Source organism: Aestuariirhabdus haliotis (assembly GCF_023509475.1).
GTDB classification, from domain to species: Bacteria; Pseudomonadota; Gammaproteobacteria; order Pseudomonadales; family Aestuariirhabdaceae; genus Aestuariirhabdus; species Aestuariirhabdus haliotis.
On sequence record NZ_JAKSDZ010000016.1, the window covers coordinates 48,037 to 70,216 of the forward strand.

General features: G+C 54.0%; 24 protein-coding genes and 1 tRNA gene. 12 read left to right on the plus strand and 13 right to left on the minus strand.

Translation table 11 applies throughout. The annotated features are described in order from the left end of the window. Positions 1–9: 9 nt before the first annotated feature. On the minus strand, positions 10–276 hold the full coding sequence (locus MIB40_RS11035) for a hypothetical protein (protein WP_249694019.1): 267 nt from the start codon (positions 274–276) through the stop codon (positions 10–12). Between the two features lie 191 nt (positions 277–467). Continuing rightward, entirely contained in the window at positions 468–893 is a 426-nt protein-coding gene (locus MIB40_RS11040) for a secondary thiamine-phosphate synthase enzyme YjbQ (protein ID WP_249694020.1), read from the minus strand. A gap of 200 nt (positions 894–1,093) precedes the next feature. Here MIB40_RS11040 and MIB40_RS11045 point away from each other — a divergent pair, with 200 nt between their 5' ends. The 5 genes from MIB40_RS11045 (at position 1,094) to MIB40_RS11065 (ending at position 7,665) form a co-directional block, all read left to right on the plus strand. Then, positions 1,094–1,573, plus strand: a complete 480-nt coding sequence (locus MIB40_RS11045) for a MarR family winged helix-turn-helix transcriptional regulator (RefSeq protein ID WP_249694022.1) — start codon at positions 1,094–1,096, stop codon at positions 1,571–1,573. Positions 1,574–1,681: 108 nt separating this feature from the next. Next, positions 1,682–2,686 (plus strand): ABC transporter substrate-binding protein, encoded by a 1,005-nt coding sequence (locus MIB40_RS11050; RefSeq protein ID WP_249694024.1) that lies wholly within the window; start codon positions 1,682–1,684, stop codon positions 2,684–2,686. 59 nt (positions 2,687–2,745) lie between these two features. Continuing rightward, positions 2,746–3,645 (plus strand): ABC transporter permease, encoded by a 900-nt coding sequence (locus tag MIB40_RS11055; protein ID WP_249694026.1) that lies wholly within the window; start codon positions 2,746–2,748, stop codon positions 3,643–3,645. After that, positions 3,638–4,900 (plus strand): quaternary amine ABC transporter ATP-binding protein, encoded by a 1,263-nt coding sequence (locus MIB40_RS11060; protein WP_249694027.1) that lies wholly within the window; start codon positions 3,638–3,640, stop codon positions 4,898–4,900. Before MIB40_RS11055 ends, MIB40_RS11060 begins: the two co-directional genes overlap by 8 nt. Before the next feature lie 362 nt (positions 4,901–5,262). Beyond that, on the plus strand, positions 5,263–7,665 hold the full coding sequence (locus MIB40_RS11065) for a sensor domain-containing phosphodiesterase (RefSeq protein WP_249694065.1): 2,403 nt from the start codon (positions 5,263–5,265) through the stop codon (positions 7,663–7,665). A gap of 44 nt (positions 7,666–7,709) precedes the next feature. Here MIB40_RS11065 and MIB40_RS11070 read toward each other — a convergent pair whose 3' ends face one another. Further along, positions 7,710–8,855: a benzoate/H(+) symporter BenE family transporter gene (locus MIB40_RS11070; protein ID WP_249694028.1), complete on the minus strand. Its 1,146-nt coding sequence runs from the start codon at positions 8,853–8,855 to the stop codon at positions 7,710–7,712. A 132-nt stretch (positions 8,856–8,987) separates the two neighbouring features. Between MIB40_RS11070 and MIB40_RS11075 the strand changes: the two genes are divergently transcribed. Next, positions 8,988–9,554, plus strand: coding sequence for a helix-turn-helix domain-containing protein (locus MIB40_RS11075; protein ID WP_249694031.1), 567 nt, complete (start codon positions 8,988–8,990; stop codon positions 9,552–9,554). Positions 9,555–9,576: 22 nt separating this feature from the next. On the opposite strand, the gene MIB40_RS11080 is transcribed toward MIB40_RS11075, so the two are convergent. The 6 genes from MIB40_RS11080 to otnK form a co-directional block, all read right to left on the minus strand. Continuing rightward, entirely contained in the window at positions 9,577–10,107 is a 531-nt protein-coding gene (locus tag MIB40_RS11080) for a hypothetical protein (RefSeq protein WP_249694033.1), read from the minus strand. A 59-nt stretch (positions 10,108–10,166) separates the two neighbouring features. Beyond that, a complete protein-coding gene (locus MIB40_RS11085; protein WP_249694035.1) occupies positions 10,167–10,382 on the minus strand; it encodes an RNA-binding S4 domain-containing protein in 216 nt (71 codons plus the stop codon). A gap of 78 nt (positions 10,383–10,460) precedes the next feature. Next, entirely contained in the window at positions 10,461–10,694 is a 234-nt protein-coding gene (locus tag MIB40_RS11090) for a VF530 family protein (RefSeq protein WP_249694037.1), read from the minus strand. Further along, positions 10,687–11,082, minus strand: coding sequence for a VOC family protein (locus tag MIB40_RS11095; RefSeq protein WP_249694039.1), 396 nt, complete (start codon positions 11,080–11,082; stop codon positions 10,687–10,689). Before MIB40_RS11095 ends, MIB40_RS11090 begins: the two co-directional genes overlap by 8 nt. A gap of 186 nt (positions 11,083–11,268) precedes the next feature. Continuing rightward, positions 11,269–11,922: a 3-oxo-tetronate 4-phosphate decarboxylase gene (gene otnC, locus MIB40_RS11100; RefSeq protein ID WP_249694041.1), complete on the minus strand. Its 654-nt coding sequence runs from the start codon at positions 11,920–11,922 to the stop codon at positions 11,269–11,271. Between the two features lie 35 nt (positions 11,923–11,957). Then, entirely contained in the window at positions 11,958–13,229 is a 1,272-nt protein-coding gene (gene otnK, locus MIB40_RS11105) for a 3-oxo-tetronate kinase (protein WP_249694043.1), read from the minus strand. Between the two features lie 92 nt (positions 13,230–13,321). Between otnK and MIB40_RS11110 the strand changes: the two genes are divergently transcribed. Continuing rightward, positions 13,322–14,002, plus strand: a complete 681-nt coding sequence (locus tag MIB40_RS11110) for a GntR family transcriptional regulator (RefSeq protein ID WP_249694045.1) — start codon at positions 13,322–13,324, stop codon at positions 14,000–14,002. 41 nt (positions 14,003–14,043) lie between these two features. On the opposite strand, the gene hisF is transcribed toward MIB40_RS11110, so the two are convergent. From hisF to hisB, 4 genes are all read right to left on the minus strand, one after another. Beyond that, the gene (gene hisF, locus MIB40_RS11115; protein ID WP_249694046.1) at positions 14,044–14,817 is read right to left on the minus strand and encodes an imidazole glycerol phosphate synthase subunit HisF; all 774 of its coding nucleotides are present in this window, start codon (positions 14,815–14,817) and stop codon (positions 14,044–14,046) included. A gap of 12 nt (positions 14,818–14,829) precedes the next feature. Next, complete coding sequence (hisA, locus tag MIB40_RS11120) at positions 14,830–15,561, minus strand: 1-(5-phosphoribosyl)-5-[(5-phosphoribosylamino)methylideneamino]imidazole-4-carboxamide isomerase (RefSeq protein ID WP_249694050.1); 732 nt, start codon at positions 15,559–15,561, stop codon at positions 14,830–14,832. Between the two features lie 64 nt (positions 15,562–15,625). Beyond that, on the minus strand, positions 15,626–16,267 hold the full coding sequence (gene hisH, locus MIB40_RS11125) for an imidazole glycerol phosphate synthase subunit HisH (protein WP_249694051.1): 642 nt from the start codon (positions 16,265–16,267) through the stop codon (positions 15,626–15,628). A gap of 92 nt (positions 16,268–16,359) precedes the next feature. Continuing rightward, a complete protein-coding gene (hisB, locus tag MIB40_RS11130; protein WP_249694053.1) occupies positions 16,360–16,953 on the minus strand; it encodes an imidazoleglycerol-phosphate dehydratase HisB in 594 nt (197 codons plus the stop codon). A gap of 220 nt (positions 16,954–17,173) precedes the next feature. Between hisB and MIB40_RS11135 the strand changes: the two genes are divergently transcribed. The 5 genes from MIB40_RS11135 (at position 17,174) to MIB40_RS11155 (ending at position 22,056) form a co-directional block, all read left to right on the plus strand. Continuing rightward, on the plus strand, positions 17,174–18,292 hold the full coding sequence (locus tag MIB40_RS11135) for an NAD(P)/FAD-dependent oxidoreductase (protein ID WP_249694055.1): 1,119 nt from the start codon (positions 17,174–17,176) through the stop codon (positions 18,290–18,292). Between the two features lie 52 nt (positions 18,293–18,344). Next, complete coding sequence (locus MIB40_RS11140) at positions 18,345–20,510, plus strand: AsmA family protein (RefSeq protein WP_249694057.1); 2,166 nt, start codon at positions 18,345–18,347, stop codon at positions 20,508–20,510. Beyond that, on the plus strand, positions 20,510–21,562 hold the full coding sequence (mutY, locus tag MIB40_RS11145) for an A/G-specific adenine glycosylase (protein ID WP_249694059.1): 1,053 nt from the start codon (positions 20,510–20,512) through the stop codon (positions 21,560–21,562). The genes MIB40_RS11140 and mutY overlap by 1 nt, the downstream gene beginning before the upstream one ends. A gap of 40 nt (positions 21,563–21,602) precedes the next feature. Beyond that, entirely contained in the window at positions 21,603–21,875 is a 273-nt protein-coding gene (locus MIB40_RS11150) for an oxidative damage protection protein (RefSeq protein ID WP_249694061.1), read from the plus strand. Positions 21,876–21,980: 105 nt separating this feature from the next. Continuing rightward, positions 21,981–22,056 (plus strand) — tRNA-Phe (locus MIB40_RS11155). The last annotated feature ends 124 nt before the right edge of the window (positions 22,057–22,180 follow it).

Consider the following 22,180-nt stretch of genomic DNA (forward strand, 5'->3'; position numbering starts at 1 on the left):
GACGCCAGGTTAGATAGGCCGGCTGCCATAGCGGCTGACAGGCTTTTTCGGCGGATCCGCCGACAACGATGAGTCAACCTGGGTAATGGTGCCACCGCTGGCAAGATAGGCCGCAACCTGGCGATCCAGCATTTCATGCAATCCTCGCCGGGATTCCAAGGTTCGCCCTTCGGCCTCGACATCGCCGCGGCCAATAACTTCCATATCCACATCATCGGTTTGCTGAGCGGCTTTCGCCTTATCAGTGACAGCCATTCCCTTGGGCGTGCGGGCCATAACTCACCTCGGTTGTTGCGTGATGATTCGCTAACAACAATTTATAGCGAATATTTTTTTATCGTCCAGCCTCTCGAGATGAATTTTTAAAACCGATTCTCTATAAGCCCCAAGCAATTCAGCCGCTTGTTGAACAGTTTGTTATATAGACGGAAGATCCAACCGCCGGCACAGTAAGAAATACCCAACGTTCAGGACGCTTCCCCCTGAAGAGTGACCACCACACGCCGCGAACCACCCCGGTTGCGATGTTCGCACAGATAGATGCCTTGCCAGGTGCCCAAACGCAGAGCACCCTGCCCTATCGGCAGAGTCAGGCTGGCCCCCAGCAAGCTGCTTTTAATGTGGGCAGGCAGATCATCGGGACCTTCATCACAATGCTGATACCAGGGCTCATTTTCGGGTACCGCGCGACTAAAGTAATTTTCAAGGTCGCTGCGCACGGTCGGATCAGCGTTTTCATTCAACGTCAATGATGCCGAGGTATGCTGAATCAGCAGGTGCATCAGCCCGACTTCGATCTTCTGCAGCTCTGGTAGCTGCTGCAACAGCTCGCGAGTAATCAGATGGAATCCCCGCGCTCTAGGCTTCAGGGAAATTTCCCGTTGCAACCACATATCGTTTTACCTCCCAAGCGCGGAATTCTATGGATTACCCAGCGGGTAAGTCGCTGGCCAACCAGCCTAAACCACCAACTGACCACCAGCAACTGAGCACCGGGTTCACGCCAGCATAATATAATTAGACTTCTAAATAGTTTTACCGCCTGTTACTCTGACTCCACTTTTCGTTCGCGGCCTAAGGATTGCAACCTTATATGACTCAACCCCTGTATTGGCACGAAGTGCTCATCTCCCTCAGGCGTATCATTCGAGCTACCGATCAACAATCCAAGCGCATGGCCAAATCCTGCGGCCTGACGATTCCCCAAGTAATGGTTCTTCGCGCTATCGATAGTCTCGGCGACGTTACCGTAAAACGTATTTCCGACGATGTTTCCCTGAGTCAGGCCACCGTCACGACCATCCTCAACCGCCTCGAAGACCGCGGTCTGGTTGAGCGGTTACGGATCCAGCGGGATAAGCGGATCGTCAATGCACGACTGACTGAGTCGGGCGGGGCAGTCCTGCGGGACGCGCCACCGCTATTGCACGAAACCTTTATCAACCGCTTCGAGGCCCTGGATGACTGGGAAAAAACCCAGATCCTCTCCTCCATGCAGAGAGTCGCCTCGATGATGGACGCCGAAACCATTGATGCCGCCCCCTTGCTGGACATCGATCCCACAACGCCCTGAATCAGTTCACAGCCAGCTGATAATCATTTGATCTCTAATCATTAGATCTATAAGCTGATCAAAGGTTATACACTACCTTAATATACAAGCCACCCAAGAAGGATGACCATGCACAAATCACTTCTCGCCGCCGGCCTTGTCAGTGCCGCGCTGGCCAGCGCCCCCACCTTCGCCGCCGAGTGCGGCAAGGTCACTATCGCCGATATGAACTGGAGCTCGGCAACCCTGATCGCCAACGTTGACCGCTTCATCTTGCAACACGGATTTGGCTGCGATGCCGAACTGGTCCCCGGTGACACCATGCCTACCGGCACCTCTATGATGGAAAAAGGCGAGCCAGATATCGCTCCAGAACTCTGGAGTAATGCCATGAAAGATGCCCTCGACCGTGGCGTCGAGGAAAAGAAACTGCGCATTGCCGGTAAATCATTATCCGATGGTGGCGAAGAGGGCTTCTGGGTTCCGGAATATATGGTCAAGCAGGATCCTTCAATGGCCTCTATTGAAGGCATCATCGCCAACGCCAAACTTTTCAAACACCCCGAAGACCCGGATATGTCAGCCTTTTACGGCTGCCCTGCTGGTTGGAACTGCCAGATCAGTGCCGGCAATCTGCACAAAGCCCTGGGCCTGGACAAAGCCGGTTTTGACCTGATCGATCCCGGTTCAGGTGCTGGTCTCTCTGGTGCTATTGCCCGTGCCTACGAGCGTGAAAAGCCCTGGTTTGGCTACTATTGGGCACCAACGGCCGTGCTCGGTAAATACAAGATGGTCAAAGTTGATTTCGGCTCCGGCGTCGACCTGGATCAATTTACCAGCTGCACAACTCAGGTAGACTGTGCCGATCCCAAACCAACCATGTACCCACCTTCACCGGTGCACACAGTAACCACCGAAGGCTTTGCCGCCAAAGCACCAGAAGCCTATGCCTACCTCGGCAAGCGTTCCTTTAAAAATGCCCAGATGAACGAACTACTGGCATGGATGGAAGACAACCAGGCTGATGGCGACATCGCTATGGCACACTTCCTGAAAAATCATGAAGCTATCTGGACCAGCTGGGTCTCCAGCGACGTTGCCAGCAAAGTGAAGATGGCACTCGATAACCATTAAGACGTTCGCCCTCGGTTAATGCCGAGGGCATTTTATTCTCTCAAGTGTAGTGAATCCAAATGGCCGAAAAATCCTGGTTCTCCGAATTCCCTCAAATGGAACGCAGCGATCTGGTCGTCATTCGAAAAAACCTCGATGCGACTTACCGCGACTTCTCCCGTGAATATGGCGATGCCATTGAATCCTTTTTCGACCCCTTACTGACCTTCCTGATCTGGTTCGAGAAGCTACTACTCAATTCTCCCTGGCTGGTTGTTCTCTCCATTATCGCCCTGCTTGCCTATGCCGCCAGCCGTTCGTGGAAACTCTGCAGCGGCGTTATCGTCGCATTGCTGTTAATCGGTTACTTCGGCATGTGGGAAAACACCATGCGCACACTGAGTATTATTACCGTGTGCACCATGCTGGCCATTGCTCTTGGTATCCCCATAGGCATTGCCATGGCACGCTCCGATCGGGTGCAATCGATCGTTACACCCGCGCTCGATATCATGCAAACCATGCCCGCCTTTGTGTACCTGATCCCCGTGGTTATGCTGCTCGGCATCGGTAAAATTCCCGGTGTCATCGCGGTCGTTATTTACGCCATTCCCCCGGTGATCCGCTTGACCAATCTGGGTATTCGTCTGGTGGATAAAGAGGTTTTAGAAGCAGCCACCGCCTATGGCGCGAGCGCGCGTCAACGCCTGTTTAACGTTCAACTGCCACTGGCCATGCCCAATATTATGGCCGGCATTAACCAAACCATTATGATGGCCCTGGCCATGGTCGTGATCGCCTCCATGATCGGTGTCAAAGGCCTCGGCCAACCGGTGCTGAAATCAATTACCAACCAATACTTCACGCTGGGACTGTTTAACGGTCTCGCCATTGTCGCTTTAGCCATCATCTTCGACCGGGTTTCTCAAGCTTATGCCAAGCGTGCCCAGAAACATCTGGGAGGTCCGCAAAATGCCTGATCAACAACCACAAACCCTGATCGAAATACAAAACCTGTATAAGGTTTTCGGAGAGAAGCCCAACGCCGCCATGAAGCGCGTGAATGAAGGCCTCAGCAAAGACGAACTTCTATCACAAACTGGTCACACACTGGGTCTGCGCGACATCAACCTGTCAATCAAACGCGGGGAGATCTTTGTTATTATGGGGCTCTCGGGGTCCGGTAAATCGACCCTCATTCGGCATTTTAATCGCCTGATCGATCCCACCGAAGGGCAGATCCTGATCGAGGGTACCGATGTGATGAAACTGTCCCAGAAAGAGCTGGAGCAGTTTCGCCGCCATAAAATGTCAATGGTATTTCAACGCTTTGGCCTGATGCCCCATTACAGCGTTATCGATAACGTTGCCTACGGACTTAAGGTGCAGGGGATTAGTCGTCCCGAGCGTCTCAAGAAGGCACAAGAATGGCTCGATACCGTAGGACTCAGCGGTTATGGCAATCAATACCCTTCACAGCTGTCCGGTGGCCAGCAGCAGCGTGTAGGCCTGGCTCGCGCGCTTTGCACCGATGCCGAAATATTACTGATGGACGAAGCCTTTTCTGCCCTCGACCCACTGATCCGCAGTGAAATGCAGGACCAGCTAATCGACCTGCAAGAAAAGCTGCATAAAACTATCATTTTTATTACCCACGACCTGGACGAAGCCCTGCGTCTGGGCGATCGCATCGCTATTCTCAAAGATGGCGAGCTGGTGCAAGAGGGCACTCCGGTGGATATTCTGCTGCACCCCGCTACCGACTATGTCGAAGCCTTTGTTAAAGACGTTAACCGGGCACGCGCATTAACGGTAGAAACTGTGATGCAACCTCCCGCGTGCCGGATTACCGCCAACACCATTGGCGAGGCCTTATCCCAGATGAAAAAAATGCCGGAAGAGTACGGTTATTGCATCAGTGACGAGGGTTATCAGGGCATCGTTACCCAGGACACATTGGAAGAAGCCGCCCTCCAAGATTGCGATCAATTGATCGATACGGAGCACTACGAAGAGGTACCGGAAATTTCCCCGGATTCATTGATCGAAACCGTTATCCCCGACACCCTCGACCATGACTACCCCCTTCCGGTGGTCGATAACGACGGTGACTTGCAGGGCGAACTGTCGCGAGCCAATCTGGTTGAAGTGCTCGGGGATAACACCGGCAATACACCACCCAACAAACCCGACAACAGTAACGACCCCGATTTTGATGGTAAAAAAAGCGCGTAGCAGGACAATACCCGCTATCGCTGATCTTTTTTTCAGGATAAATACCCATTTTCAAGACCCTGCCGGTATCCTATGCTCAGAGAGTTAAAGGGAGGCGCCCTACAGGCACTCCCTGAGCAACAATACTGTCTCGAGCAATATGACATTGGAGATAGGGTATTCCTGACATTAAAGATAAGGTTTCAACGCTCACAACCGAGCTTGAACAATTAAAATCTAAACTTCCTGCTCTCGAGGCCCAGGCGGCCAGGAGCGGCCAGGCCGAGCTGTTACAAAAAACCCTGTTCGAAATATCCGAACACGCCAACGATGCAATAAACCTCGACCGGTTTTTTGCCCAGCTTCACAAAGATCTCTCCAAGCTGGTTTACGTTGCCAATTTCTATATCGTGCTGCTCGACGCCGACAATCAAACGGTCCGCTTTGCTTACTATAAAGATGAGGTCGATGAGCTCCAACTTGAAGAGCTTCAACCCATACCCCTGGAAAAGTTTGAGAAAACACTTTCAGGTCAACTCTTCATGCAATCTAAAACGGTCTTTTTGTCGCGTATCAACATCGAAGAGCTGGCCGCCAGTGGAAAAATCACCTTTGTTGGAGAACTCTGCCATCAATGGTTGGGGCTCCCTCTTATCACGCAGAATACCTGTCTGGGAGGGCTCGTTGTTCAAAGTTACTCGGAAGACCAGGAGTTCAGCCAGCAAGATATCGATCTGCTGGAATACGTCAGCCAGCACGTAGCCTCAGCAACCTCCCGCCGCCAAGCACAGGATAAACTCAAAAAAGTTAACCTTGAATTAGAACAGCGAGTTGCGCAAAGAACCCATGAATTGACCATGGCCAATAGCAGCTTACAAGCAGAGGTTGAGGAAAGACGGAAAGCGGAGCAAATTCAGTCTGTATTGTTTCGCATATCAGAACAAGCCAACAAAGATCAAAACATTCGATCTTTTTATCATTTCCTTCATAAATCGATTAACGAACTGGTTGAAGCCCCCAATTTTTTTATTGCACTGCTCGATGACAAACGCGAAAAAGTAATATTCGAATATCGTATTGAAGATGATGAAGATATGGTGATGGAATTGGCTTTTGATGCCAACAAACCATCAGAGAAATGCTCCCCGACTGAAACCATACTAATCACCGGAAAAACCTTATTACTGGATTCCAAGTCGATCGACGAAAATGGAAAACAGCATTTTATTGTTGGTAGACGCGCAGTAGCATGGTTAGGTGTGCCACTTATAAAGGGAAACCAGGTCGAAGGTGCCATGGTAGTACAAACCTTTGAACCCGGATACCAGTACGACCAAAAATCCAAAGAGCTGTTGAATTTTGTTTCACAACATGTCACCAATGCTTTATACAGCCAACGCAATCGCATTGCCCTGAATGAAGCTCACAAAAAGCTGCAAGCCATAAATAACGAGTTGGAAATCAGAGTCGACGAGCGCACTCGAGACCTGCAACTATTACTCAAGGAACGTCAGGAAATACAGGATAAACTGAGTCACGACGCATTACATGATGCATTGACAGGCCTGCCTAACAGAAACCTTTTTGTAGATCGAGTCGATCACTTATTGCAGAAGCAAAGCCGCTCGATGAGCAAAGGGTTTTCTGTAATGTTTCTGGATCTGGATCGATTTAAATCGATCAATGATAGCCTTGGCCATATTGTCGGCGATGAATTATTGATTAAAGTCGCGAATCGCCTGGACATCTGTTTGCGCCCTGGTGATACCGTCGCTCGTTTGGGTGGTGACGAATTTTGCATTCTGTTACCAGACCTCTGTGATGAAGGATCCATACAACAGGTGGGAGAACGCATTCTTCAAGCCGTCCGAATGCCTTTCCTCATTATGGACAAAGAGATCTATACGAGCACCAGTATTGGCGTAACTCAAAGCAGCATCGGCTATAGCAACACTTCGGATGTTATTCGCGATGCCGATGCCGCCATGTATCAAGCGAAAAGTCAGGGTAAGAATCGTCTGGCACTGTTCAATCGTGAAATGCACGAATCGACCCTGCGATACATCCATCTCGAAAACAGCTTACGCAACGCCATAAACAATGATGAGATCTGTGTTCATTACCAACCCATAGTCGATCTGGAAAGCGGGACTATTTTAGGTTATGAAGCTTTAGCCCGGTGGCATCATGCTGAACTGGGTATGATTGGGCCTCAGGAATTTATTGCCATCGCCGAGGAGATCGGTTTTATTCACGATCTTGGGCTCTATATTCTGGAATCCACTCTCATCGAACAAAAAGACAACTTTGCCAAGGGCATTACGGTAAACGTCAATCTGTCAGCTCGCCAATTTGAACGCGATAGCCTGGTCGATGACATCCTGGGTTTATGTCAAAAACACAAAGTACGACCAGACAGTATTAACTTCGAAATCACTGAAGGCTTGTTGATTGCCAATTTCGATCTGGCCAAAAACATGCTGTCAAAGCTTCGCTCGGCAGGCTTTGCTATTATGCTGGATGACTTTGGCACGGGTTATTCATCGTTGAGTTACATCCATAAACTGCCCATCGACACCTTGAAAGTCGACCGCAGCTTTATGATGGGTGACTATCAACAACAAGCGCCGCTGATTACAACCATTGTCACCCTTGCCGAGCAAATGGATCTGGATGTGGTTGCCGAGGGCATAGAATCAGAGCAACACCAGAGCTTTCTGCGCTCATTAAACGTTAAAAAGGGTCAAGGGTATTTCTTTGGCAGGCCAGCCCCTGTATCTGGCTGAAGCCTCAGAAATCCCCCTTATAAACGCGCCATAAATTGCCTGGCCTAATTATTTTTTAATAATCCATGCGCCAGACCGCCGATCACTAATCCCCAAAAAGCACTGCCAATCCCAAATAAAGACACCCCCGATGCAGTGATCAAAAACGTGATCAACGCCGCTTCACGTTTGGATTCACCCTGCAGCGCTGTCGACAAACTGGATCCGATGGTCGCCAACAGCGCCAAACCTGCAATTGCCATGACCAGCTCATTGGGAAACGCATTAAACAACCCCACAACCGTGGCGCCAAAAATACCTGTCAGCAGATAAAAACCACCGGCCCACATGGATGCCTGGTAACGTTTATTCGGATCAGGATCGGCATCTTTACCCATGCAGATAGCGGCTGTAATTGCGGCCAGGTTATAAGCAAAACCACCCAGCGGTGCCATCAACAATCCGGTTATTCCGGTCCAGGTCATTAACGGGGATGCCGGGGTGCGATAACCGTTGGCGCGAAGTGTGGCCATACCCGGCACATTTTGCGAAGCCATGGTGACGATAAACAAGGGGATACCGACACCGACCAATGCCGCCATCGAAAACTCGGGACGCGTTAGTACAGGAACCGCTATATCCAGGCGTATCGAATCGAATTCCACCAGCCCCGAGGCCGCGGCCAGAACACAGCCAGCCATCAGGGCGATCGGGATCACATAACGCGACCAATAGATTTTGCCCAGCAAATAGCTGGCTAACATAACCGAGACCAGCACCGCTTGTTGCTCTAGCGCACTGAATAGTTTCAGTCCAAAAGCCAATAACACACCGGCCAACATGGCCGAGGCCAGGGATTGAGGTATCCAACCCATCAATTTATCGAACCAGCCGGTTAACCCACAGAGGGTAATCAACGCCGAACTGAACAGGAACACCCCAATGGCTTCCGCCAGAGACACCCCGGATAAAGCCGTTACTAACAGGGCAGCACCCGGTGTTGACCAGGCCGTTAGTACCGGGTGTCGGTAGTAGAAGGAGAATCCGATACTGGTCAGCCCCATCCCGATACCTAATGCCCACAGCCAGGATCCAATCTGTTCCGGGGTTGCTCCGGCGGCATCGGCCGCCTGGAATATGATCGCTGCTGAACTGGTATACCCCACCAACACAGCAACAAAGCCCGCCGATAGTCTCGATACTGCCGCCATAACTCCCCCTGACACATGAATAAGCTTTTGTGCGTTATTACGCACAACGTAGACAAGCCTAGCACCTGTACGCTATAACGCACAACTACGGATTCATTCCGGATCATCGGTTCGGGACACACAGGAGATATCATGGATCAGGCCAATCAGTACCTGGCATCAACACTTCGCCAGCTACGGCAACACCGGGGCTGGAGTCTGGACCGCACCGCACAGGAAACCGGGGTCAGTAAGGCTATGCTCGGCCAGATTGAACGAGGGGAATCCAGCCCGACCATCGCAACCCTGTGGAAAATTGCCGGCGGCTTTCATTGTTCGCTATCGACATTCCTCGATACTCCCCAGGGTTCATTATCTGCAGAAATTCGCACAATAGCAGAACTACGCCAGCGACCCGCCCAGGATGAGATGTTGGTAGCCCCTCTATTTCCCTTCAATATCGAGCAGGGTTTCGAATGGTTCGAGCTGAGTTTACCGCCAGGCTATGAGCGCTTGTCAGAGCCCCACGAATGCGGTGTGACGGAATACGTCGTGGTATTAAAGGGATCTATTGAACTGTTTATCGACCAACAATGGGTCACCCTGGAGACGGGAAACGCCCTGCGCTTTGCTGCCGACCAACCTCATGGTTACCGTAATCGCAACGAGACCCAGGCGGTCTTTCATAACCTGATCCGATACCCGGACAAAGTAAAATAAACCTGGTTAGGTGACTGATCGATCAGGGTGTTTTACATTCGGCTTCTATCAAGGCGGACATCTCGGACAGGGAGCGTCCCTGTGAGATATCCTCATAAGCATTCAGGCCCACCATCAGCAACCAGGTGCAATACAACGGCGTGCCCAGCCAGATAAACCCTTTTATTCGTGCGGCAGTGCCGCGCCTGACTCTCGTGTTAAACAGCACCGGCATGCCCGGTGGGGGAGCAATACCGGTTCGCACAATTCGCAAGCCATAACTGCCCAACCACAACGACAACAACCAAAAAGAGCCGGGCAGCCACAAGGTAAAATAGAGTAGGCCTAACAGGGAGAGTGGCCAGCCGAGCAGCTTAGTGCAATTTTCTGGATCAAAAGTCGCCAGAATCAAACCCGGCACCGTCAACACTACAAGCAACAACAAAGGGATGGCATGGTAACGTAACGCGGCGACACCGGATGCCTGCACTCTTTCAGGCTCCTGCTCAGATGGCTTCAGTCTCGAGTCATCTTTCTTTGAGGTGCGATCATCACCAGGCTGGTTATCACTCATCTATTATCCTTAACACGCCGCCACGTTTCGACAGAATCCAACCTTAAACTCGGCGCCGCCTACTCGTGTAACTGAAGCGTAAATTGCTCACCGTGGAATTCGAGCACATCGCCCGATAACATCTTGCGGCGCTTGCGAGTTTCAACCTCGCCATTGACCAATACCTGCCCTTCGGCGATGGCAGACTTTGCATCACCACCGCTGGCGACCATCCCTTCGAATTTAAGGATCTTAAACAGCTCGACGGGCTCTCGGATAATTTCGATGGTTCTCATATAGGGGTACGTAATGGCTCCATAGGGCCAGGTCAATGTAATTGGCAGCTATCCTATCAGATTTCGCCCAAAGATCATTCAACGCTTGTAGACGCTCTGCTGGGTCAAGATATAAAGCGCCTCGACTTTTTCCCGTGCCCAGGGGGTTTTGCGCAAAAACTTCAGACTCGACTTCACCGAAGGATCGTGGGTAAAACAACGGATAGAAATCTTCCGCCCCAGTTCATCCCAACCATAGTGCGCTTCAAGCTGGGTCACGATCTGCTCCAGGGTAATACCATGCAATGGATTGTTAGGTTGGGTATCAGTCACGACCAGTCCCCTCTGCGTCGGCTTCGAACATCACGTGCAGTTTATTACCATCCAGGTCGCGACAGTAGGCGCCATAATACCGAGGCCGATAACGAAATCCCGGCGCGCCTTCATCAATGCCGCCTAACTCGATAGCCAACCGATGAAAGCCATCTACCGCGGTATTACTGGTCGCTCGAAAGGTCACCTGAGTACCATTACCGAACGATGCCGCCTGTCCATCATAGGGTGTCAGAACCCAAAAGCAGCTCTTCCCACCGGCTGGACCATAGCCAATTTCATTATCGACTTCCATCGTCCTCACCATACCCACACTGGCCAGCAGTCGATCGTAAAATACACCCGCCCGTGCCAGATCATTGGTCCCCAGACAAACACCATGCAACATAAAACACACTCCCAGGTAGGCACAAACACAACAGCCTGTTTACCGATACGAGCACATCATAGGGATTCCCGGACTAAAACCAAAGCCTGTCAACTTGCACCGGTAAAAAAACATCCCCCTGCCAACAACAAGAAGGAGGATGCAAAGGGAATACCGCATGATCTTCACCCATAGAACCGAGCCCTGCTATTCGCCGTGTGCGGGTTGATGGCCATAACGAATCCGCAACGCTTCCACCTCCGACTCAGGAATCAGATTCACCGGCTGGTTGTTCAGTAATAGGGTAATACGCGCACTCTCTTCCAGCTCCTCAATGGCGTACATGGCGCTGTTGAGATCCGTCCCCGCCACAATCGGCCCATGATTCGCCATCAGGACGCCGGCCGTTTGACCGGCAACTCCGGCCACTGCGGCGGCCAGACGATCATCGCCAGGGGCAAAATAGGGCACTCGCTTCACCTGACCCAGACGGATCAGTAGGTAGGGCGTTAACGGTGGAAATAAGTGTTCATCGGGCACGTCGAGGCAGGACAGGGCCGTCGAATAGGGACTGTGCAGATGAATCACGGCCCCGGCATCGCTACGCTGATCGTAAAACGCCCGATGCAAAATAAACTCTTTCGAGGGTCTCTCACCACTGACCCATTCGCCACGATAATCCAGCAAACTGAGCTTATCGGCCTCCAGAAAACCGATGCAGGAGTTGGTCGGTGTAATAAGGAAACCGCTCTCCAGACGTACGCTGATATTGGCAGAAGCGCCCCGGGTCAAGCCACGTTCAAATAGAGATCGGCCAACCCGCACCAGCTCCTGCCGACCTTCCGTTTCCGAATACATCATTGCGCCTCCACCACTTCGTTGATTGATAACCGCTTTTAACCGGTCATGCCTGCCTCAGTCAGCTGTATGGCTTTCGTGAAGAACTGCTCATCACCGAAATTACCCGATTTCAGCACCAGCAGCAGATCCGGCTGCGCCAGTGGCTGAATCACCGGAACCCCGGGGGCGACCGATGGACCCACGCGAAAGCTGCGCAAATCCAGCGCCTGGGTGACCGCGCCAGAGGTTTCGCCACCCGCCACAATAAGACGACCAAACCCTGCACTGCGCGCTCGCTGCGCCAGTTCGGAAAAGACTGACTCCAATAAATCTGAAATCTTATGACCGAGTCTGGATTGCGCTTGGCTAACCTGCTCAGGCGTATCAGAGCTGTACAGCAAGCAAGGCTGGTCCCCCTGTTCGAGCAACCACTGCCAGATATGATCAACCGTCTCTTCTCCGCTGACCAGTCGAGCAGGATCCATTCGTCGTCCCGGAAAATGCTTCAGGAAATACGCTACCTGCCCTCGCGTCGCCTCTGAACAACTGCCCGCCAACACCAATGCACGCCCCGGGGCAGTAAGAGATAGCTCACCGGTCTCCGAGTTATTTCTCCCATGCTGCCGGGCCAGCATTTCCGCCAGACCGGAACTACCCGACAGGAAGGGCTGATCAGAAAACGCTTGAGCCAGCGAGTCGGCGTGCCGGTCATTAAAGTGATCGGCTACCAGATAGCACTGATCTGTGGTCAATTGTTGCAACCAGGCCCGAATTGCGGGCTCACCCTGTTCAATAATCGTATGGGGCAGGTTTACGGCCTGATGCTGCCCCTGGCATTCCATCAAGGAGCATAGGTTCGACTCTCGCATCGGCGTCAGGGGATGAAAACGCATGCTACTGTCCGAGAGCTGCTGGCCATTAACAAACAGATGGCCTCGATACACCGTGCGACCATTAACCGGCAAAGCAGGGCTCACCAGCGCCGTATGCAGATCAAATGCCTGTAATACCGCATCGATGACCGGTCCTATATTGCCCTGCTCGGTCGAGTCAAAGGTCGAGCAGTATTTGAAGAACAACTGACAATTGTCAGCCTGGTTGCGCAACCACTGAAAACTGGCCAGGGATTGCTTCACCGCATCCGCTACCGGCGCCGTTCGGGATTTCAGTGCGATAACAACCGCTTGCGTTTCTGGTGCCGGATGCCAGTTTTTATCCGGCACGCCGTCAATCATCTCTGTGTTGAGACCACCCTTGACCAGAAACGAGGCCATATCACTGGCTCCCGTAAAATCATCGGCGACGCAACCCAGCCTTAGCTTTGGCATACAACCTCCAGACTGTGATATAAGTGCGCTAATTAAACATTGCTCAAATTAACGTATACATTAAACAGTAATCTAACGCATATCGCCAATCTATGATGAACAGCCCCAGTACCAAGAAGCCCAAATTGTCCGAACAGGTGTTCGATCGCCTGCGAGAAATGGTTTTACACAACGAACTCAAGGTGGGTAATTACTATCTCGAGCAGGAACTGGCAGAGCAGCTAGGCACATCCCGTACGCCACTGCGTGAGGCGGCCATTCGCCTGGAACAGGAAGGGCTGGTCAATATCATTCCCCGGCGCGGCGTCTTTATTCGCCCGGTTTCGGCCAAGGAGATGAAGGAGATCTACGAAGTGCTCTCTTGCCTGGAGGTCGCGGCAATCAAATCAGTCTGTCGCCAAAAACTGGCCGGGGAAAGGCTAGCGGAACTGGAAGCCGCACAAACAGCGATGAAAGAAGCCTTGGCTAAAGATGACCTGGAATGCTGGGCTTTGAACGACAAACGCTTTCATCAGTTACTGGTCGAATTTTCCGATAACCACGAGCTGAGCCGACTGGTGAATGGTTACTGGGATAAAACCGACCGTGTACGCAACCTGACCCTGCGCTTGCGCAAGCCACCCCAGCAATCCACCGAGGAACACCGTGAGGTGATCGAAGCCCTGAAAGCGGGGGATGCCGAACACGCCTCGCAGTTGCACATTCAGCATCGTCAGCGTGCCTCGGATGAATTAACCAAACTGCTCGAGGTACTGGATCACGCTTTCGGCTAGTGGCCCTTTAGCCAAGAGCCAGCAACTCTTCGAGCATTAGATCAGAGGCGCATCTCGATGCCGCGGGACGCCATATAGGCCTTGGCTTCGGGCACACTGTATTCACCAAAGTGAAAAATACTCGCGGCCAGCACCGCATCGGCACCACCCTGGGTAATGCCATCGACCAGGTGATCGAGATTACCAACACCGCCGGAGGCGATGACCGGAATACCAATGCGATCACTGATGGCCCGGGTAACGCCCAGATCATAGCCCTGTTTGACCCCGTCCTGATCCATACTGGTCAGCAGAATTTCTCCGGCGCCCAGGGCTTCCATTTTCGCCGCCCATTCGACCGCGTCCAGCCCCGTGGGTTTGCGACCGCCGTGGGTAAAGATCTCCCAACGATCCGACTCTCCCGGTTGGCTGACCATCTTGGCGTCAATCGCGACCACAATGCATTGGGAACCAAAGCGGGCAGCGGCCTCGCCAACAAATTCCGGGGTAAACACTGCGGCGGTATTGATCGCAACCTTATCGGCACCGGCGTTAAGCATGGTACGGATATCCTCGATCTTGCGAATGCCACCGCCAACGGTTAGCGGAATAAACACTTCACTGGCCATGCGCTCAACGGTGTGTACGGTGGTATCACGACCCTCGTGACTGGCGGTAATATCGAGAAAGGTGATCTCGTCGGCACCCTGCTCATCGTAACGCTTGGCAACCTCGACCGGATCGCCCGCATCGCGGATATCGACAAACTGAACCCCTTTCACCACGCGCCCGTTTTCAACATCGAGGCAGGGTATAATGCGTTTCGCCAGACCCATGCTAGTACTCCTTTAGCCCTTGTCGCAGAACTGTTGGGCTTCGGCAACATCCAGCGTGCCTTCGTAAATCGCGCGCCCGGTGATAGCACCCAGAATGCCCTGGGCAGCAACGCTCTTGAGCGCTCGAATATCATCCATATTGGTAATGCCGCCAGAGGCAATAATCGGAATGTTAACGCTCTGCGCCAGCTTCAACGTGGCTTCCACGTTCACGCCCTGCATCATGCCATCGCGAGCGATGTCCGTGTAGACAATCGACTCGACGCCATCCGACTCAAACTTGCGGGCCAGCTCGACCACCGGTTGATCTGATACCTCGGCCCAGCCGTCGGTGGCAACAAAGCCGTCTTTGGCATCCAGCCCGACAATCACCTTGCCCGGAAACGCGCGGCAGGCTTCGCCGACAAACTCGGGCTCCTTGACCGCCTTGGTGCCGATGATGACGTAGGAGACCCCGGCCCGCACATAGGATTCGATGGTTTCGAGGGAGCGAATGCCGCCACCAATCTGGACCGGCAGATCAGGGTAAGCGGCGGCAATTTCCCGTACCACTTCGCCGTTAACCGGCTCACCGGCAAAAGCCCCATTAAGATCCACCAGGTGCAGGCGGCGGCAGCCGGCATCGACCCAACGCTTGGCAGCGTCGGCCGGGCGATCGGTAAACACGGTGGCGTCTTCCATCAGCCCCTGGCGCAGGCGCACACAGGCACCATCTTTAAGGTCAATAGCAGGGATAATTAGCATGGTTCGTTTCCTGAAAAATCGTCACAAAAGAGTAAAGTACTGGCAACCATCCAGAGTTCGAATATCAGGGTTGCCAGTTAACAAAATTCTGGAGCAGGCGCAGGCCGTCGGCAGCACTCTTCTCGGGATGAAACTGGGTCGCAAACAGGTGACCATCGGCGATCATGACATCGAAATCGGTACCGTAATGGCAACGACCGACCACCTGGTTCGCCTGAGCCGCTCTCGCATAATAGCTGTGGACAAAGTAAAACCGGGCCCGGTTTTCGATACCCGCACACAGAGGATGATCGATCACCTGCTCGACCTGGTTCCAGCCCATATGCGGCACCTTGAGGCGCTCGCCATTGGCTTCCTTGAGGTCACGACCAAAAAACTTGACCTCGCCGGGTAACAAACCGATGCAGTCCACGCCATCATTCTCTTCGCTGCGCTCAAACAGGGCCTGCATACCAACACAGATGGCCAGCACCGGCTTGTTTTTCACCACTTCACGAACAATGTCATCCACACCCAGACGGCGAATCTCGGCCATGCAATCACGAATAGCCCCGACCCCGGGAAATAACACGCGATCGGCCGCCAGGATGGTCTCCGCATCGGGGGTTACCAGCACCCGGGTGTTGGCATCGCTGACATGCTCAAGCGCCTTGGCGGCGGAATGCAGATTGCCCATGCCATAGTCGATTACTGCGATCGTTTTCATCGTTTAACTGTCCACTGCATTAATTGCCCAACCCATCTTCCAAGCCTGCGTAAGGAAGGGCTCAAACGGGCTTGGAAATCGGTTGATACTGACTAGAGCGTTCCCTTGGTCGAGGGCATAACACCCGCCATACGCGGATCGGGTTCCACCGCCATACGCAACGCACGGCCGAAGGCCTTGAACACGGTTTCGGCCTGGTGGTGGCTGTTGATACCGCGCAGGTTGTCGATGTGTAATGTCAGCAGGGCGTGGTTAACGAAACCCTGGAAAAACTCCTGGAACAGGTCAACGTCAAAATTGCCGATACGGGCACGGGTAAAGGTGATGTTGTAGTCCAGCCCGGGACGACCGGAAAAATCGATTACGACCCGTGACAGGGCTTCATCCAGAGGCACATAACTGTGGCCATAACGGGTGATGCCCTTCTTGTCGCCCAACGCCTTGGCAAAGGCCTGTCCCAGCGTGATACCGATATCTTCGACAGTGTGGTGATCGTCGATTTCGTTGTCGCCCTTGGCGGTGACATCGATATCGATCATGCCGTGGCGGGCGATCTGGTCCATCATATGATCGAGAAAGGGAACGCCGGTATCAAACTGGCTACGGCCCTGGCCATCCAGATTAATGGTGACACGGATCTGGGTTTCCAGGGTATTGCGTTCGACGCTGGCGACGCGGTCGCTCATGATGACTCTTACTCCATGGCTGGGGGTCGCTCTCGGGCGGCTCCCCGTTGATCAAGGGCTCGAATTATAAGGCTTTACGAGCGTCGGTGCTACGTCACAAATTTAGCCCCTCTGCCCCCCTGTTCCTGCCCTATGGGTCTGGGTACACTGATCCCCTGACAGCCATTAGCCGGCAACCAGCAGAGTAACCCGACTGAACCACCAAGGAGAGCAACAGCACATGGAGCAGGTAGAACTGGCCATCATTGGCGCCGGCGCCGTGGGCCTCGCGGTCGCACGAGCCATGGCCCTGCGCGGCCAGGAAAGCTTTGTTCTGGAACAGCACCAGCAGATTGGTTTCGAAACCAGCAGCCGCAACAGCGAAGTGATCCACGCCGGCATCTACTACCCAACCGGCTCACTCAAGGCGCAGCTGTGCGTGCGCGGCAAGGACCTGCTCTACGAGTACTGTGCGCAGCAGGAGATTCCCCATCGACGCTGCGGCAAACTGATAGTCGCCTGCGATGCCAGCGAACATTCGCAACTGAACACCATCGAAGCCCGAGCCATCGCCAACGGCGTCACCGACCTGCAATGGCTCGACGGCTCAGCCGTGCACGAACGCGAGCCCGAACTCAGGGCCCACAGCGCTCTCTGGTCCCCGTCGACCGGCATCATCGATAGTCATGCTTTTATGCAAAGCTGCCAGTTCGAGGCCGAACGCCTGGGCACCATGTGCTTGCTCGATACCCGCGTGGTTGGACTGGCGCATACGGGCAAGGAGTTTATCGTCCAGGCGGTCACCGCGGGGGAAGAATACGAATTTGCCTGCCATCAGCTGATCAATTGCGCCGGGCTGCATGCACAAACCCTGGCCAGCCAACTTGGCGGCTACGATACCAACCTGATCCCTGAGCTGCATTACTGCAAGGGGCACTATTTCTCACTGAGCGGTGCGCGCCCCTTTAACCATCTGATCTATCCCGTCCCGGAACGCAACACCACTGGCCTAGGCATCCACGCCACCCTGACCCTCGACGGTCAGGTGCGGTTTGGCCCCGATACCCGCTACGTCGACGAGCTCGATTATTCCGTACCAGCCGACCTGGCCGAGACCTATTACCGTACCATTCGACGCTACTACCCAGGGCTGGCCGATCACAGCCTACAAGCCGATTACTCCGGTATTCGCCCCAAGCTGCAAGGTCCGGGAGAGCCCTTTGCCGACTTTTGCCTGCAGGGGCCAGAAAGCCATGGCGTACCAGGTTTACTGCACTGTTTTGGTATCGAAAGTCCGGGACTGACCGCCGCCATGGCGATCGCCGAACAGCTGGTCCAACGGTTGGATCCCAACCCATAATCTGGCAGGCTGCTGCCGCTCCGTTTACTGCCCATTAGCAAGGACCCCCGTTATGAAAACCCTGCTCAAAGTTAGCTTGATTATTCTGGCCCTGGTGGCCCTGTTGCTGATAGCGGCTCTGGTGATCATTCCCCTGCTGGTCAATCCCAACGACTATAAGCCCCAGTTGCAACAACTGGTGCATGAGCAAACGGGTATGGAGCTGGTGATCGATGGCGATATCGGGTTGTCGATCTTTCCCGTATTGGGCTTTGAACTGGAACAGTTAGCGCTTACCAACCAACAGCAACCGTTAGCACAACTGGGTTATGCCCGAGCAGCCTTAAGGTTACTGCCGTTGCTGTCTGGCACCGTTGAAATGCAGGCGCTGGAGCTGGACGGCCTGGATCTCAACCTGGTTAAGGATGCCCAGGGCCAGGCCAACTGGACACTGCCCCCCGCCTCATCGCAACAGCCTCAACCAGTCACCAAGCAGCCACCCACTGACAATACTGCCGTGACACAAGCTGCCCCTCAGGAGCAAGCCAGCGATCAGCAACCGATTGCACTCAATATCGATCAGGTTCGCATTCTCAATATCTCTGTTCACTACCGCGATCAGCAACAGGGTCAAGACTATCGGCTTGACAAGATGAGCCTGCAGACCGGAGCGATTGTTCCCGGACAACCCTTCGCGCTTGAACTCGAATTCAATCTGACCAGCCAGTCTCCAGTGCTCGGCTTACAAACCCGGCTCAGCGCACAGACCCAATTTGATCTGATCGGCCAACGTTATCGCCTGAATCAGCTGCAGCTGGATGGCCAACTCAGCGGCGAAGCCACCGCCAGCAAAACCGTTCCGATCTCGTTGCAGGGTGATATCGACCTGGACCTGAATCGTGACACCCTGCGGCTCGACAATCTCGCCCTGAGCCTGGCCAACCTGAAGGCTTTCAGCACCTTGCAGGTCGCCTCCCTCGAGCCCATAAAATATCAGGGACAGGTTGAGCTGCCCGCCTTTGACCTCAAGGCCCTGCTTGACGCGCTGGGCCAACCGGCCATCGATACCCGCAACCCCAAGGCACTGAAAGCCATCTCATTGCAGGCCGACCTCAGTGGCAATGACAACAGTGTCGCCTTCAATAAGCTGTCACTTGGCCTCGACAACAGTCAGTTCAACGGCCAGGTTTCTCTGCCCGATATCGCTAACCAGGCATTGCGGTTCACCCTGAAAGGCGACCACCTCAACCTTGATGATTATCAGCCACCCACCAACGACCAGAGCGGCTCCGACAACCCGGCAGCCAGCGGCTCTGACACCTCCCAACAACAGCGCACCACCAAGCCATCCTGGGATGACAGCCCCCTGTTGCCCGTTGAGACCCTCAAGACCCTGAACATCATTGGCGCCCTCACTCTGGATCAGCTGGTCGCCAGCGGCGTCACCGTCAGCGAAGCGGACCTTAAATTCAGCGCCCGGAAAGGCTTGTTAAAACTGGAGCGTCTGAGCGGCACCGCCTTCGATGGCCAGTTCAATAAAAACGCCACCCTGGACCTGAACCGCAGCCCTATCACCATCAGCGCCAACGTCACGATGGAAAAAGTCGATATCAGCGAAGTGCTAAAATTGGCAACGCCCGAGGAACCGGCCGCTCGAGGTCGGGCCAGCATCAACACCCGCATTACCGCTCGCGGCAATAGCCAATACAAGATTATCAACAGCCTCAACGGCACCACTCGTTTTAACATCAGCGAAGGCGCCCTGCTGGGGAGCAACCTTAACAAGCTGGTATGCAGTGCCGTGGCGCGCGTGCGCAAAAAGGACCTGGCTGAACAGCAATGGGCGGATGAAACCCCCTTCAAACAACTTGGAGGCAGCTTTAACATTGTTAACGGTGTCGCCACTAACAGGGACCTGATCGCCTCCATGAACAACCTCAAACTGGGTGGTGACGGCGCTATCAATCTGCCGAAAAGGCGCTTTGATTACCACCTGGGGCTGACCCTTCTGGGCAATCAGGCGGACCAGGACGAAGCCTGCCAGATCAACGAGCAGTATGGTGATATCGTCTGGCCTGTGCGCTGTCGAGGCCCCTTCGACGGCGGCCAGGGTCAGTGCGGAATCGATCAGGAGCGTCTGGCTAATGAAATCGGGAAACAGGCCGTCCGCGAAGGCAAAAAACGCCTCAACAAAAAGCTCGATAAAGTGTTCAAGAAATGGTTCGAGAAAAAAGACTGATGCGTACTCAACAGGCGTTCAGTGACGCCGTACTCGCCTGGTTCGACCTGCACGGCCGTAAAACCCTGCCCTGGCAGCAACAGATCTCCAGTTATCGCGTCTGGATCTCGGAGATCATGCTGCAACAGACTCAGGTTGCCACGGTTATTCCCTATTTCGAGCGCTTTATGGCCCGCTTTCCGACCGTCGAGGCGCTGGCCGTGGCGGAGCAAGACGAAGTCCTGCATCTCTGGACCGGGCTCGGTTATTACGCCCGAGCCCGCAACCTGCATGCCGCGGCTAAACAGATCTGTGACCAGGGCTCATTTCCCGAAGGTGTTGAAGCGCTGGAACAATTACCCGGTATTGGTCGCTCGACCGCCGGGGCTATTGCCGCCATCGCCCAGGGCCAGCGCGCGCCTATTCTGGACGGCAATGTCAAACGAGTGCTGTGCCGTTTCGACGCAGTCGAGGGTTGGCCCGGACAAACCGCTACCAGTAAAACCCTGTGGCAACTGGCCGAGCAATACACCCCCGACGCCCGCGTAGGTGACTATACCCAGGCGATGATGGATCTGGGTGCTACCCTTTGCACCCGCAGCAAACCGGCTTGCGAGCGTTGCCCGCTGCAAACGGATTGCATCGCCCAGCGTACCGGCCAGCAGGCCGAGTTCCCCCACCGCAAACCGAGCAAAACCAAACCCGTTCGCGAAACCCGTATGCTGATGCTGGTGAATGAACGGGGCGAAGTGCTGCTCAACAAGCGTCCCCCGAGCGGCATCTGGGGCGGTCTCTGGAGCCTGCCCGAACTGCCCACAGAAGCCGAGCCGCAAAACCATGCCGCCCAGCACTGGCAGCTGACAATTAACCCGGCGGAAGCCTGGGACAGCTTTACCCACACCTTCAGCCATTACCACTTGCAGATCACGCCGCTCAAATCATTGCTGGCCAAACCGAGCGCCGGAGTCATGGAAGAGGGGCGCTGGCTCTGGTATAACATGCAGCGACCCCAGGACCTTGGACTGGCGGCTCCGGTCAAGATGTTACTGGACAAGCTGGCCAGCCAGCTGTAAACCTGACTCGCTATCGCATTCGTTTAATCAGGAGGACGCCATGTCCCGCACCGTATACTGCGCCAAGCTAAAAAAGGAAGCCGATGGCCTGGCTCTGCCCCCCTATCCGGGTGCCAAAGGCCAGTGGATCTACGACAACATCTGCGAAGAGGCCTGGAAGCAGTGGCAAGACCACCAGACTCGCCTGATCAACGAAAAACAACTGAGCATGATGAACCCGGCAGACCGCAAGTTCCTGATGGAGCAGATGGACAAGTATTTCGCCGGGGAAGACTTTGAGGCAGCCGAAGGTTACGTTCCCGAGCAGAAGTAAAACCCCTGCCTGTCGACTATTTTTCAACCACCTGGGACTATGGCTAAAAAAACCGCCCCGCCCCCTTGACTCAATACGGCCTGGACGGTTTAATAGCGCCCCGTTGCCCGGATAGCTCAGTCGGTAGAGCAGAGGATTGAAAATCCTCGTGTCGGTGGTTCGATTCCGCCTCCGGGCACCACATACGATCCTTAACCGAAGGGATATACGAAAAGCCTGCTAGCGATAGCGGGTTTTTTTGTGTCTGGAAATCCTCGTGCCGGTGGTTCGGCCCTTTCCAATCTGGGCCTCCGGGCACCACATAC